Here is a 14,004-nt window from a genome sequence, read left to right as displayed (position 1 = left end):
GACCGGACCGGTCAGAACCGGCCTGTCGCCGCGACTACGCCGCCGTTTTGCGTCCATACGGGATCTTCAGCCAGGCCCGTTCATGCAGGTAGTAGAGCAGCGACTTGGTGACGACTTCGGTGAGCCCGATGGTGGCCGCGAGCTTGATGCTGCCGGTCACCACAAGCGATATGATCATCGTGTCGATCGTGCCGGTGACGCGCCAGGAAAGCGCCTTGGCGAAGCTGCGCGAATGCGTGTCCATCGACGGATCGTCCTCTTAACAGGTCCCTCAGGCGATCCTTAGCCGACGGAAGCGAGGATGAGCAAAGATTAATTTTTCGGCTGCCTTCGATAACCTCAGCTGGCTTTCAGCCGCGAGCCGCCAAGCAGGCCGCGCTCCTCCAGCACCGGATAGGCAATGGAGGCAAGCAGCGAGTTGATCTGCTTCAGGTCGCGGATCGTGTCGAGGTGGATCGAGCTCGTCTCGACGCTCTTGGCGGTGCCTTCGCGCAGGCGCACGAAATGGCTGGCGCTGGTTTCTTTCTCGCGTTCGCGCAGCAGGTCCTTTTCCAGCACCAATTGCCTGGCGGTTTCCGGATCGCGCGAGACCAGAACGTTGAAGGCAAGCCGCGCATTGGCAAGCACGGAGGAATGGAAAGCGCAAAGTTCCTGCCAGCCTTCCGGCGTGAATTCCAGGCCGCGCTCCAACTTCTTCCTGACATGCACCAGCATGTTGCGCACGATGATGTCGCCGACCTGCTCGAGCTTGACGCAAGCGCCGATCAGCTCCTGGCACCGCAATGCCTCGTCCTCGGTCAGCGGATTCCTGGTGATCTTGGCGAGATAGAGCTTGATCGCGGCATGCTTCCTGTCGACGCGGTCGTCGAGCGCGGCAAGCGCCTTGATCTTGGCGGGGTCGGCATCCTCGTAAAGCTCGATGATGCGCTTCAGCATGATTTCGACGATTTCGCAGACCCGCACCACCTCACGCGTCGCGTTGGCCAGCGCCTGGCTCGGCGTATCGAGGGCGCTCTCGTTCAGCGCCGATAGCTCGACGATCTCGAGCGCGGCGGCCGGCTGAGGCTTGCTGCCCAGCGCCACGATCCTTTCGGAAGCGCGGTAGACGAGGCCGGCCAGCGGCAGTCCGGCCAGCAGGATCAGCACGTTGAACAGGATATGGGCGTTGACGATCTGATCCGGCGCGGTCTTGCCGAGGAAGGCGACATCCGGTTTGAAGGTCATGATCAGCACCAGCATGATCAGCGAGCCGAGGCCGCGCATCAAGAGATTGCCGATCGGCACGATGCGCACCTCGGGCGGCGCGGACCGCGTCAACATCGGCGCGATCAGCGACGAGCCAAGGTTGACGCCAAGCACCAGCACCACGCCGAGCTCCGGCGTGATCAGCCCGCGGCCCGCCAGCGTCGCCATCAGCAGCACCGCGGCAATGCTGGACTGGAACAGCCAGGTGACCAGCGCGGCCAAGAGATAGGTTGTGATGGAGTCGCCCGAGAAATAATTGATGATCAGCGGCATCAACTGGCTGTTGCGCAGCGGCTCCGACGCCTGACCGATCATCTCCAACGACAAGATCAGCAGGCCGACGCCGATCAGGATACGGCCCAGTTGCCGCCAATCGCGCCGCTCGGTGGCCATGAACATGACTGTGCCCGCGATCAGGCAGAGCGGCACCAAGAGCGTGAGGTCGAAGGTGAGCAGCTTGGCCACCAGCGCCGAACCGATCTCGGCGCCGCGCACTGCCAATTGCCCGGCGGCGCCCGAAACGATGCCGGCTCCGGCGAAGGAGCCGACCAGCAGCGTCACCGCGGTCGAACTCTGCAGCGCGACCGCCAGCCCACAGCCGGCCAGCACCGCCATGACCGGATTGCGCATGGTGGCGCGCAGCCTGTGGCGCAGCACGTCGCCATAGGCGCGCTCGACGCCTGTCTTGACCATGCGGGTGGCGAACAGCATCAGCGCCACCGCGCCGGCAAGGTGCAGGAGGACGACGGAGCCGCTCAAGGCCGACCTCGCAAGGTGGCTCTGGCAATGCGTGGAGGAGGACGAATCTCAATCATTTCAATGCGTGGAAATATACCAATTAAGATTAGCCGAATAATAGATTTTTCTGATGCGATGATAGTCTCGGCTCGACGGCGCATGTCGGAAATGAATGGCGGAAACATTGGTTGCATGCGCCTTGCGGCTGCGCCTTCGATCGGAATGAAGCGATGCCGGGACGGCACGACCGGCGCGATCCAAAGCCTTGTTGAAGCAGGCTCTGCAAGCATCGGAAACCATTACAGAATTGTAATTTTCATGTTCAGTTTCAGTTCATCCATTGGCGGCTATTCCTCTGCCTATCGACAACAAGGAGTACTGACCATGAAGCGTCTCATACTTTCCGCCGTCACCGCCTCGATGCTGGCCGCCTCGGCCTTCTCCGGCCAGGCCGCGCCGCTCGCCCAGCCGAGCGCGCCGCAGTCGAATTACACGCAAGTCGACTGGCAGAAGCCCGGCAGGCATGTCGACAAGCGCGTCATCGTCAAGAAGAAGGTGGTAAAGCGCAGCCATTGGCGCAACGGCCAGCGCTATTCCAACTGGAAACGTCACCAGGCGGTCCGCGACTGGAACCGCCATGGCCTGCGCCGCCCCGGCCCCGGCCAGGAGTGGATCCGCGTCGGCAACGACTACGTGCTGGTCAGCGTCCTTTCCGGCATCATCTTTGGCGCGATCGCCGCGCAGTAATCCACGGCAATCCCGAAATTCAGAAGGCGGCCGCCCGGCCGCCTTCTTTTCGTCTGTGAAAAGCGGGTACGATGGGCCGGACGGAGTCGCCGTGCCCGGGCGGCTTGATTATATGGAGGGCAAACGAGTTTCCCCGATGCGCTTTCCGCCCGCCTTCCTCGACGAGATACGCGACCGCGTGCCGATTTCGCAGGTCATCGGCACCCGCGTCGCGTGGGACAGGAAAAAGACCAACGCGTCGCGCGGCGACTACTGGGCCTGTTGTCCGTTCCACGGCGAGAAAAGCCCGTCCTTCCATTGCGAGGACAAGAAGGGTCGCTACCACTGCTTCGGCTGCTCGGTTTCGGGCGACCATTTCAAGTTCCTCACCGAGCTCGACGGCATCAGCTTCCCCGAAGCGGTCGAGAAGATCGCCGAGATGGCCGGCGTGCCGATGCCGGTGCGCAACGAACAAGAGGAACGGCGCGAGAAGGAACGCGCCAGCCTGACCGACGTCATGGAAATGGCGACCGCCTTCTTCCAGGAGCGGCTGCAAGGACCGGAGGGTGCCAAGGCCCGCGCCTATCTGCGCGACCGCGGGCTGACGCCGGCGACGCAGCAGTCGTTCCGGCTGGGTTATGCGCCGGACAGCCGCAATGCGCTCAAGGAACATCTTGCCGCCAAGGGCGTGCCGAAGGCCGACATCGAGGCTTGCGGCCTGGTGCGGCATGGCGACGACATCCCGGTCTCCTATGACTGGTTCCGCGACCGCATCATGTTTCCAATTCCGGACTCGCGCGGCAAGATCATCGCCTTTGGCGGGCGGGCGCTGGCGCCCGATGCTCCGGCCAAATACATGAATTCGCCGGAGACGGAGCTCTTCCACAAGGGCAATGTGCTCTACAATTTCGCCCGCGCCCGCAAGGCTCTCGCCAAGGGCGGCACGGTGATCGCGGTCGAAGGCTATATGGACGTGATCGCGCTGGCGCAGGCCGGCTTCGAGAACGCCGTGGCGCCGCTCGGCACGGCCCTTACCGAAAACCAGCTCGAGCTGTTGTGGCGCATGTCCGGCGAGCCGGTTCTGTGCTTCGACGGCGACCAGGCGGGGCTGAAGGCGGCATGGCGCGCCGCCGACCTGGCGCTGCCGGCAGTCCAACCTGGACGCTCGGCGCGCTTTGCGCTGCTGCCGGAAGGCAAGGACCCTGACGATCTGGTCAAGGCGGACGGACCGGACGCATTTCGCGCGGTGCTTGCCGATGCGCGACCGCTGGTCGACCTGTTGTGGATGCGCGAGACCGCGGGCGGCGTCTTCGACACGCCGGAGCGTCGGGCGGAACTTGGAAAAAGGCTGCGTGAGCTCGCAAGTCGTATACGCGACGAAAGCACACGCTATCACTACCAACAGGAAATGCGCGAGCGGGAGCTGAGCTTCTTCGGCTCGCAGCGCGGCCCGCGGCAGGGCCGTCAGGATGGCGGGCGGCCAGGCGAACGCGGCCAAGGCAAAGCCCCGGCGCCCGGTGGACAGTTCGCCAAGGGCGGAAGCGGGCGCATCGCGATCAGCGAAAGCCTCGGCAAGTCGGCGCTGGTCAAGCGGGGCGAGGGGATGTCGGTGCGCGAGGCGACGATCATCGTGGCGCTCGTCAACCATCCGGCACTGATCGACGAGAATTTCGCGCATGTCGAATTCCTCGACCTCGCCAATTCGGATTTGCTGAAACTCCATGCCGCCATTCTCGACGCCATGGCGCATGACGCGGCCGACGAGCGCGGCGCGGTCATCGCCACCATCGAGCGCGCCGGCTGCGGCGGCATCTGGGAGCGGGCGGTGGAACTGATCAAGCGCGCGCGTCAATGGCCGGCGCTGGAGACCGCGGCGCTCGAGGATGCCCGCGACGCCTTCAACCAGGCGATGCACTTGCAGCGCAGCGCCCGCACATTACATAGAGAGCTGAAACAGGCGCAGGCGGCGCTCGATGCAGACCCTTCGGACGAAAACTTCCGGCATCTCGTCGAGATTCAAGCGCAATTCAACGATGTGCAGGCAACGGAAGCGCTGATCGAAGGGTTTGGCGTTTCATCGGGCAGGGTTGGCCGCGTTTAGGGCCGAATACCTCCATTGGAAGTGAAGTGGAAATGCGCAGCGCGTCGAATCGACGCCTCTAAGTCGGGTAATTGATTCGCTTTTTTCATGCGAATCATGCCAGAGGCGCTTGACCTTCTGGCAGATTGGCGGAATCAGGACGATTCGAAACGTTAACCCGTGCCCCGGCGTCGGCGGGAAATTCGAGCGATGTGAGGCACTGGTGACAACTGGACAGGCAAAGTGCCCGCTCCAGATATCAGGGTTAATCTGGACTTAATGCATGTCGCCCAAAAGTGGAAACCGGTTTGGGACTAGCGACAGGCACAAAACAAAAGCGATGACACGGTTGCCGGACCGGTAAAAAGCGTTCCGGTGCGAGCGCATCCGGCATAACCGATCCGACAGTTTACGCGGCCTCGATATTCGGCCGCTTGGAGACGACAAAGAATGGCGACAAAGGAAAAGGAAGAGGTCGAGACCGAACGTGAAGGCGCCACCGATGGCCCTCTGCTCGACCTTTCCGACGATGCTGTCAAGAAGATGATCAAGGCCGCGAAGAAACGCGGCTATGTCACGCTCGACGAGCTCAACGCGGTGCTGCCCTCGGAAGAGACGGATCCGGACCGCATCGAAGATATCAATGCGATGCTCAGCGACATGGGCATCAACGTCGTCGAGGACGACGAGGTGGGCGAGGAGACCGAAGCCGAGCCGGCCGCCGACGCCGAGGAAGACGCCAACGAGCTCGCCGAGCAGACCGGCACCGCCGTCGCCGCCACGACCACCAAGAAAGAGCCGACCGATCGCACCGACGACCCGGTGCGCATGTATCTGCGCGAGATGGGCTCGGTCGAGCTGCTGTCGCGCGAGGGCGAAATCGCGATCGCCAAGCGCATCGAGGCCGGCCGCGAAACGATGATCGCGGGTCTGTGCGAAAGCCCGCTGACCTTCCAGGCCATCATCATCTGGCGCGACGAGCTCAACGAATCGAAGATCCTGCTGCGCGAGATCATCGACCTCGAGGCGACCTATGCCGGCCCCGAGGCCAAGCAGGCGCCCGTGGTCGAACGCGTCGAGGAAGCGCCCAAGCCCGAAGAGAAGCCGCGCGGCCGCGCGGCGGCGCGCGAGGAAGAAGACGACATCACCAATGTCGGCGGCGACACGCGTGGGCTGGAGGAAGAGGAAGACGACGAGGACGAGGCGAGCCTGTCGCTGGCCGCGATGGAAGCGGAACTGCGTCCGCAGGTGATGGAGACGCTCGACGTCATCGCCGACACCTACAAGAAGCTGCGCAAGTTGCAGGACCAGCAGGTCGAGAACCGCCTGGCCGCGGCCGGCACGCTCTCGCCCAGCCAGGACCGCCGCCTGAAGGAGCTGAAGGACCAGCTGATCAAGGCGGTGAAGTCGCTGTCGCTCAACGCCGCGCGCATCGAGGCGCTGGTCGAGCAGCTCTACGACATCAACAAGCGCCTGGTGCAGAACGAGGGCAAGCTTTTGCGCCTCGCCGAAAGCTATGGCGTGCGCCGTGAGGAATTCCTCAGGGAGTATCAGGGCTCGGAGCTCGATCCCAACTGGACCCGCTCGATCGCCAACCTGACCTCGCGTGGCTGGAAGGAGTTCACCAAGAACGAGAAGGATGCGATCAAGGAGCTGCGCGCCGAGATCCAGAACCTCGCCACCGAAACGGCGATCTCGATCCTGGAATTCCGCAAGATCGTGAACCAGGTGCAGAAGGGCGAGCGGGAGGCGGCGATCGCGAAGAAGGAAATGGTCGAGGCGAACCTTCGCCTGGTCATCTCCATCGCCAAGAAATACACCAACCGCGGCCTGCAGTTCCTCGACCTGATCCAGGAAGGCAATATCGGCCTGATGAAGGCGGTCGACAAGTTCGAGTACCGCCGCGGCTACAAGTTCTCGACCTACGCCACCTGGTGGATCCGGCAGGCCATCACCCGCTCGATCGCCGACCAGGCGCGCACCATCCGCATTCCGGTGCACATGATCGAGACGATCAACAAGATCGTGCGCACCTCGCGCCAGATGCTGCACGAGATCGGCCGCGAGCCGACGCCGGAGGAACTGGCCGAGAAGCTCGCCATGCCGCTGGAAAAAGTGCGCAAGGTGCTGAAGATCGCCAAGGAGCCGATCTCGCTCGAAACGCCTGTCGGCGACGAGGAGGATTCGCATCTCGGCGACTTCATCGAGGACAAGATGGCGATCCTGCCGATCGACGCGGCGATCCAGGCCAATCTGCGCGAGACGACGACGCGCGTGCTTGCCTCGCTGACGCCGCGCGAGGAACGCGTGCTGCGCATGCGTTTCGGCATCGGCATGAACACCGATCATACGTTGGAAGAAGTCGGCCAGCAGTTCTCGGTCACCCGCGAGCGCATCCGCCAGATCGAGGCGAAGGCGCTGCGCAAGCTCAAGCATCCGAGCAGGTCGCGTAAGCTCAGAAGCTTCCTCGACAGCTGAGCGGAACCAGACATATCAAGATCCAAAGGGCGCCTCCGGCGCCCTTTTTCGTTCCCGGCCGTCTCTCATGCCGGCTTGCCGGCTTTGCCCGACAGGAGGATAATTTCGGGGTCGGATGCATTTATGGGCGACAAAGCCGGATGCCCGCCCCGGCGCCGGTCGTAACGGCCAGGCGTCGAGCTCCGTGGCGCCGGAGGGAGGTGTGCCATGACAACCTACATCGTGCTTATCAACTGGACCGAGCTGGGCGCCAAGAATGTGCGGGAGTCGCCAAAGCGGCTCGATGCCGCCAAGAAGCTGCTGGGAGAAATGGGCGGATCGTTCAAGTCGTTCTATCTGACCATGGGCGAATGCGACATGGTCGCCATCGTCGAAGCCCCGGATGATGCGGTGCTCGCCCGCTTCGCGCTGCTGTTGTCGTCGGGCGGCAATGTCAAAACGCGGACGATGAAGGCGTTCCCGGAATTCGCCTATCGCGAAATCATCAGCTCGCTCGGGTAAGGCGACTTAGCCTAGGGATCGGCGCGGCTGTTGCGAAGCCGCGCCGCATTCCCGATAGTCGCGCCATGCCCGAGCCGCTGCTCACCGTCTGGTACAACACGCGCTGTCCGGTGTGCGACGCCGGCATCAACCACCAGAAGCGGCGGCTCGCCGAAGCGGTCAAGGCGGGCCGCGTCGAATTCCGCGACATCAATTTCGAACCCGAGGCGCTCTCCGCATTCGGCGCCTCGCTGGAGGATATCCGCCGGCGCCTGCACGCGACCGACGCCAGCGGGCGGTTGCTGGTTGGCGCCGACGTGGCGATCGCGGTCTGGCGGATCACGCCGGGCGGGGGATGGCTGGCGAGCTTGTTCGGCAACCCCATCGCGCTGCCGTTGACGCGCTTTGCGTATGACCGTTTCGCGGACGTGCTCTACGCCTGGAACCGACGCAAGGGCCATTGGTAGCGCTCTCGGCCCAGTCATACGAAGACGCATAAGCGGTCTTGGCGCGGCGTAAGATACATCTTAAGATATATCTTGACTCCGCAAGCGCTGAGTCTTACTTACGATGTATCGTAAGATATAACTCAAGGAGCAATCCATGCACAGACACAATCACTTCGGCGAGCGCATGTTCATGCATATGGCCGGCAAATTCGGCCGCCGCGGCGGCGGCTTCGGTCCGTTCGGCCATGGCGGCAGGGGTGGCGGACGGGGCGGCCCGGGCGACATGTTCCGCGCCGGGCGCATGCTGGCCGACGGCGATCTCAAGCTGATCACGCTGTCGCTTTTGGCCGACGCGCCGCGCCACGGCTACGACATCATCAAGGCTCTGGAAGAGCGCACCAGCGGCGTCTACAGCCCGAGCCCGGGCGTGGTCTATCCGACGCTGACCTTCCTGGAGGAGGCGGGCTACGCGGTGTCCTCTAGCGAAGGCAACAAGAAGGTGTTTTCGATCACCGAGGCCGGCAAGGCGCATCTCGAGGAGAATCGCGAGATGATCGACAGCGTGCTCGACCATCTTGAGCGTTTCGGCCGCAAGATGGCCGCGGCGCGCGAATGGTTCGGCTGGGGCGACGACAAGGACGAGGGGCGCCGCGGCCGCTCGGAAACGCGCGACCGGTTCCGCGCGCTGCGCCACCGGCTGCGCGCCGCGCTCGGCGACATCGCCGACGCGCCGGAAGACAAGCAGGCCGAGGCGATCAGCATCCTGGAAGACGCCGCCGAGGCGATCGAGGCCTTGGCTCGTCGCTAAGCCATTCTCATATGGAAATCCAAAAGCCCGGATCGCTCCGGGCTTTTGGATTCAGTCCGTGATCGGCAAGGGCAGGGACTATTCCTTGCCGACATATTCGCTGATCAGCTTCTCGTTGCGCGCCTTCTCGATCTTGGCGGTGGTCTCGGCCGCGATCCGCTCGTCGGTGCGGTACTTGACCAGGTTCACCAGGCTGCCGGTGAGCAACAGGACGCCCATCGCCCAATAGCCTTTGGTCGAGAGGTCGACCGGCGCCAGCCACAGCGACAGGGCCAGCATGAAGTAGGCGGCGCCCACCGACACCGTATTGAACAAAATGTAGGTCTGATTGCCGTTCATCGTGGTGTTCCTTGGTTTGATCCGGTTTGGAATTTCGGGCTCAGTTCAGTGATTTCAGGCGCGCCAGGACATGCTCAGCGCGCACCTTGGTGGCTGGTCCGTGGCCTGCTTCGGCGAGGCGTTCACGGATCGCCTCGTGGCGCAGCTCGCCGTCGATCTCGTCGAGGATGCCGGCCTCCTCGAACGGGTCGCTGCTTTCCTTGATGCGAGCGAGCAATTCCTCCGCTTCGTTGATGCTCGCGGTGCGGCCGATCGAACGGTTGAGACGGGACTGCGCCTTGCGTTCTGCATCGATCGCACGGGCGGAAATCATGCCCTGGTTGAGATCGATGATACGGCGATGCGCCTGTTCTACGGACAGGCGCATCCGCAAGGTCTTCTCGCCCAGGCTCTTGACCGTGGCGCGGCGGACCTCGCGCTCGTTCTCGAGTTCGGCGATTGCGGAAGCGCCGCCTTCGGCAAGCGCCTGGTTGTTGGCCGAAAGCGCGCTGAGCGTGCGGGTCTCCAGATCGGCGATGCGGCGGTCGAGCTGGTCGAGGCTGGTCTGCTCGGCTCGCTGGCGTACGATTAGCGAGGCGAGCGTCTGCTTGGCGGCGGCAAGGCCCGCCTCCGCGTCGCGGATGCGCTGGGCCAGGAGGTCGATCGCAAAACGATCCTTCAGATTGTCCTCGGCCCGTGCGCTGGCGCCGTCCAGCAATGTCTTGATCAGGCTAAGCATGGTCTTCTCCCTGTTTACGTGAACGATGTTCACAAACTCAACATAGCAGGAAATGAACATTGTTCAAGGATTATTTTGAACGCTGTTCATGGGCCGCCGGACATGGTAAACGCAAGCAAATGGAATGGATTCCGGGCTAGGCTTGCGACTTCGGACATAAGGACAGGAAAGAGCATGGCGCTGGACAAGGAAGAGATGGGCGAGAAGGTGCTCGCCATCGCCGAGGCGCTGCTCAACGAGGGCGGCGCCGAGAACCTGAAAGCGCGCACCATTGCCGAGCAGGCCGGCATTTCCGTCGGATCCGTCTATAACCTCTTTGCCGATCTCGACGAGGTGCACCGCGCCGTCAACATGCGGCTGCTCGACCGGTTGGGCGCGACAGGCTTGGCGGCGATGGCCGATCTCGAAAGGCAAGGGGTGACCGATGTCCAGCATCGCATCCTGGCGATGGCGGCTGCCTATGTGCGCTTCGTCGAGGCGCATCCCGGCAGTTGGCCGGCGGTGCTTGCCTTCAACCGCCGACGAGCGACGCGGCCTGGCCCGGACGCTTATGACGCGCTGCTCGACGCGCTCTTCGACATCGTCGCCGGCGTGCTCAAGGCAGGCGATTTCGGCCTCGACGACGACCGCCGCGTGCTTGCGGCCCGGACCTTGTGGTCAAGCGTGCATGGCATTGTGACCAGTGGCTATGTTGCAAATTCGAACAGCAGGCAGGCCGAGGAGATCTGGCATCAGATCGAGCTTCTGGTCGGCGTTTTCGTCAAGGGGCTGGAACACGGCGGCGCATTCGCGCATGCTGAGACGAAGCCTGCGTGAACAGGGCCTGCGCGAACAGGGAATGCCGTGATTCCTCTTGTGTGGGCGTGAACGGGAGTTTTGAAAAATGTCTTTTCTGAAAAAGCTTTTTGGCGGCGGCAGCGGTAATGAGGCAACGGAGACTGGCTCCACCAAGCCGGCCAAGCAGGTCGAACACAAGGGATTCCTGATCAGCGCGACGCCCTACAAGGCCGAAGGCCAGTACCAGACCTGCGGCGTCGTCTCGAAGGAAGTGGACGGCGTGATGAAGGAGCATCGCTTCATCCGCGCCGACCGCTTCGCCGGGCTGGACGACGCCGTCGACATCTCGATCAAGAAGGGCATCCAACTCGTCGACGAGCAGGGCGAGCGGATGTTCGGCTGACCGGCGCCCCAGTCAGAACGCGACCTTGTCGCCGCCCTTGAGCTGCAGGATCTGCCGCGCCTCGTCGGGCGTGGCGATCGAGGCGCCGAGGCCTTCGATAATCTGGCGGACCTTGGTCACCTGCTCGGCGCTGGAACGGGCGAGCTTGCCCTTGCCGATCCACAGCGAGTCCTCGAGGCCGACCCGCACATTGCCGCCCAGCGCGATCGCCTGCGTGGCGATCGGCAATTGATGGCGGCCGGCGCCCAGGACCGACCAGTGATAGTTGTTGCCGAACAGGCGGTCGGCCGTGCGTTTCATATGGGCGACGTCCTCCGGATGCGTGCCGATGCCGCCGAGGATGCCGAACACGCTCTGGACGAAGAACGGCGCCTTGACCAGGCCGCGCTCGACGAAATGCGCCAGCGTGTAAAGGTGGCCGATGTCGTAGCACTCGATCTCGAAGCGCGTGCCATTGTCGGCGCAGGTGCGCAATATGTGCTCGATGTCGCCGAAGGTGTTGCGGAAGATGCGGTCGCGCGAGGATTCCAGATAAGGCCGCTCCCAATCATGCTCGAAGGTCTTGAAGCGCTCCAGCATCGGAAACAGCGCGAAGTTCATCGAGCCCATGTTGAGCGACGCGACCTCGGGCGCGAACACCTTCGCCGGTCGGACGCGCTCCTCCACGCTCATCGTCGCAGCACCCCCGGTGGTGATGTTGACGACGCAGTTGGAGCGCTGCTTGATGACCTGCAGGAAAGGCGCGAACGCCTCTGTCGACTGGTCGGGGCGTCCATCGACCGGATTGCGGGCGTGAAGATGGACGATCGCGGCGCCCGCTTCGGCGGCCTCAATGGCGGCGGTGGCGATCTCCTCGGCCGTCACCGGCAGATGCGGCGACATCGATGGCGTATGGATCGAGCCGGTTACGGCGCAGGTGATGATGATCTTGTTCTGGTTCGCCACTTTTGATGCCTCGATCTCTTCGTTATCTGACTGCGCCTATTTCACCGCGCCTTGCGTGATGCCAGAAATGAACTGCTTCGACAGCACGATATAGAGCAGGGTAATCGGCAGCGCCGCCAGTGTCAGCCCGGTGAACAGCACCCCCCAGTCGGTGGTGAATTCGCCGACGAACACGGTCAGCCCTTGCGGCAGTGTCTTCAAATTGTCGGAAGTGATCAGCACCAGCGGGAAGAAAAAGTCGTTCCAGATCGGCACCGCGTTCTGGATCGCCACGATGACCAGCGCCGGCCGCGCCAGCGGCAGCATGATCGACCACATGATGCGGAGCTCGCTGGCGCCGTCCATACGGGCGGATTCCTCCAACTCGCGCGGCAAGGTGCGCAGGAAGCCGGTCATGATGAAGACAGCCGAGGGAATGCCCATGGCCACATAGACGAGCACCAGCCCGAGATAGCTGTCGACGAGACCGAGCGTGTCCAATTGGATGAACAGCGGGATGATCGCCAGCTTCAGCGGCACGGTCATGCCGCTCAGGAAGAACATCAGGACCAGCGAGCTCAGCCGGAACCGGTAGCGGGCGATCGCATAGCCGGCGAGCGTGCTGAACAAAAGGATCAGCGCGACCGAGGCCGCGGTGATGCCAACCGAATTTGCCAAATAGCGGACGAAATTGGTCTCGGTCCAAACCTTCTCCAGATTGGCGGTCGAGAAATGCGTCGGCAGCGAGAGCGGCGAGGAAAAGATCTCGGCGTTGGTCTTGAACGACGACGCCACCATGACGAACAGCGGATAGATCATGATCACGGCATTGACCGCCAGCAAGAGCTGGATGGCGCCGTTCCTGATCGTCTCGCCGCGATCCCTCATCACTGCTCGATTTCGCGACGGCGCAGGTAACGCAGGGCGATGGCGGTGACGCCGGCGACGAAGACGAACATCAGCACGGCCAGCGCGCTGCCCTGGCCGAAATCCTGGATGCCGGTGGTCGTGCTGCCGAAGGCCGTGCGGTAGAAATAGAGGCCGAGCACGTCGGTCGAGCCGCCCGGCGAACCGGTCAGGCCCGCCATCACATAAGGGATTTCGAACCAGTTGAAGCTGCCGATGAAGGTCAGGATGGTGACGATGGTGACGCTCGGCGCGATCAACGGCCAGACGATCTTCGTCATCAGCGCGTGGTCGCCGGCGCCGTCGAGGCGGGCGGCCTCCAGCACGTCCTTGCTGATGCGCTGCATGCCGGCAAGCAGCACCAGAGTGGGGAAGCCGAGCCAGTGCCAGATGTTGGCGAACAGGATGCTGCCGAGCGCAGTGTTTTCGTTGCCGAGCCACGGAATGGCGCCGACGCCGACCAGGCCAAGGAGCTGGTTCACCAGCCCGAACAGGGGATGCAGGAACAGCTTCCACAGGAAGCCGACGATCACCGCCGACAGCACCACCGGCAGGAAGACGATGACCTGATGGACGCGATGGCCCGGCAGCGCCTTGAGCAGCGCGAAGGCGATCAGGAAAGCAGTGCCGTTCTCGAAGACCATCAGCGCCAGAAAGGCGACGACGTTGTGCTTCAGCGCATTGTAAGTCCAGTCGCTATATGGCTTTTCGAACAGGACCTCGCGGAAATTTTCGAAACCGATGAAGCCGGACGGACGCAGGCCGTTGAACTCATAGAAGGCGAAGCGGAAGGCCGACAGAAGCGGCCACAGCACGAACAGCACCATGACCACCAGCGCCGGCGTCAGCAGCGCGGCAGTCCAGAGCGACCGGCGCCACGGAAAAGGTCTTTCGGTGTGGCGCCAGCCGTCCGTCATCTCACTTGCCCTGGAA

15 protein-coding genes are annotated in these 14,004 nt (G+C 63.1%); 8 read left to right on the top strand and 7 right to left on the bottom strand.

Going from position 1 to position 14,004, the window contains the following annotated elements:
• Positions 1-34: 34 nt before the first annotated feature.
• Both FJ418_RS00160 and FJ418_RS00155 read right to left on the bottom strand, forming a co-directional pair.
• Positions 35-244, bottom strand: a complete 210-nt coding sequence (locus FJ418_RS00160; RefSeq protein ID WP_140640682.1) for a DUF2061 domain-containing protein — start codon at positions 242-244, stop codon at positions 35-37.
• 95 nt (positions 245-339) lie between these two features.
• Complete coding sequence (locus FJ418_RS00155) at positions 340-2,004, bottom strand: Na/Pi cotransporter family protein (RefSeq protein WP_140862907.1); 1,665 nt, start codon at positions 2,002-2,004, stop codon at positions 340-342.
• A gap of 363 nt (positions 2,005-2,367) precedes the next feature.
• On the opposite strand from FJ418_RS00155, the gene FJ418_RS00150 reads away from it, so the two are divergent.
• From FJ418_RS00150 to FJ418_RS00125, 6 genes are all read left to right on the top strand, one after another.
• Positions 2,368-2,730 (top strand): RcnB family protein, encoded by a 363-nt coding sequence (locus FJ418_RS00150; protein WP_140862904.1) that lies wholly within the window; start codon positions 2,368-2,370, stop codon positions 2,728-2,730.
• A gap of 136 nt (positions 2,731-2,866) precedes the next feature.
• Complete coding sequence (gene dnaG, locus FJ418_RS00145; protein ID WP_140862902.1) at positions 2,867-4,810, top strand: DNA primase; 1,944 nt, start codon at positions 2,867-2,869, stop codon at positions 4,808-4,810.
• Positions 4,811-5,239: 429 nt separating this feature from the next.
• Positions 5,240-7,267 (top strand): RNA polymerase sigma factor RpoD, encoded by a 2,028-nt coding sequence (gene rpoD, locus FJ418_RS00140; protein WP_140640674.1) that lies wholly within the window; start codon positions 5,240-5,242, stop codon positions 7,265-7,267.
• 207 nt (positions 7,268-7,474) lie between these two features.
• The gene (locus FJ418_RS00135) at positions 7,475-7,768 is read left to right on the top strand and encodes a GYD domain-containing protein (RefSeq protein ID WP_140640672.1); all 294 of its coding nucleotides are present in this window, start codon (positions 7,475-7,477) and stop codon (positions 7,766-7,768) included.
• Between the two features lie 65 nt (positions 7,769-7,833).
• Entirely contained in the window at positions 7,834-8,214 is a 381-nt protein-coding gene (locus tag FJ418_RS00130; protein ID WP_181166798.1) for a DCC1-like thiol-disulfide oxidoreductase family protein, read from the top strand.
• 136 nt (positions 8,215-8,350) lie between these two features.
• Complete coding sequence (locus tag FJ418_RS00125; RefSeq protein WP_140859046.1) at positions 8,351-9,004, top strand: PadR family transcriptional regulator; 654 nt, start codon at positions 8,351-8,353, stop codon at positions 9,002-9,004.
• Positions 9,005-9,082: 78 nt separating this feature from the next.
• Here the strand turns inward: FJ418_RS00125 and FJ418_RS00120 are convergent, their stop codons facing one another.
• Positions 9,083-9,343: a YiaA/YiaB family inner membrane protein gene (locus FJ418_RS00120; protein WP_140653793.1), complete on the bottom strand. Its 261-nt coding sequence runs from the start codon at positions 9,341-9,343 to the stop codon at positions 9,083-9,085.
• Between the two features lie 40 nt (positions 9,344-9,383).
• Entirely contained in the window at positions 9,384-10,061 is a 678-nt protein-coding gene (locus tag FJ418_RS00115) for a PspA/IM30 family protein (RefSeq protein ID WP_140828131.1), read from the bottom strand.
• A 174-nt stretch (positions 10,062-10,235) separates the two neighbouring features.
• On the opposite strand from FJ418_RS00115, the gene FJ418_RS00110 reads away from it, so the two are divergent.
• Together FJ418_RS00110 and FJ418_RS00105 are read left to right on the top strand one after the other, a co-directional pair.
• Positions 10,236-10,877 (top strand): TetR/AcrR family transcriptional regulator, encoded by a 642-nt coding sequence (locus FJ418_RS00110; RefSeq protein WP_140862900.1) that lies wholly within the window; start codon positions 10,236-10,238, stop codon positions 10,875-10,877.
• Between the two features lie 67 nt (positions 10,878-10,944).
• A complete protein-coding gene (locus FJ418_RS00105) occupies positions 10,945-11,241 on the top strand; it encodes an HlyU family transcriptional regulator (protein WP_140862898.1) in 297 nt (98 codons plus the stop codon).
• A gap of 12 nt (positions 11,242-11,253) precedes the next feature.
• On the opposite strand, the gene FJ418_RS00100 is transcribed toward FJ418_RS00105, so the two are convergent.
• The 3 genes from FJ418_RS00100 to FJ418_RS00090 are packed head-to-tail and all read right to left on the bottom strand — an operon-like array spanning position 11,254 to position 13,988.
• Positions 11,254-12,186 carry a 3-keto-5-aminohexanoate cleavage protein gene (locus tag FJ418_RS00100; RefSeq protein WP_140859042.1) on the bottom strand — a complete coding sequence of 311 codons (933 nt, stop codon included), beginning with the start codon at positions 12,184-12,186 and terminating at the stop codon, positions 11,254-11,256.
• A 36-nt stretch (positions 12,187-12,222) separates the two neighbouring features.
• Entirely contained in the window at positions 12,223-13,053 is an 831-nt protein-coding gene (locus tag FJ418_RS00095) for a carbohydrate ABC transporter permease (protein WP_127864850.1), read from the bottom strand.
• Entirely contained in the window at positions 13,053-13,988 is a 936-nt protein-coding gene (locus FJ418_RS00090; RefSeq protein ID WP_140862894.1) for a sugar ABC transporter permease, read from the bottom strand. The genes FJ418_RS00095 and FJ418_RS00090 overlap by 1 nt, the downstream gene beginning before the upstream one ends.
• Positions 13,989-14,004: the final 16 nt, after the last annotated feature.

Origin of the sequence: Mesorhizobium sp. B2-8-3, assembly GCF_006440815.1 — a bacterium.
Lineage (GTDB): Bacteria > Pseudomonadota > Alphaproteobacteria > Rhizobiales > Rhizobiaceae > Mesorhizobium.
This window is presented reverse-complemented; position numbering and strand designations above follow the sequence as displayed.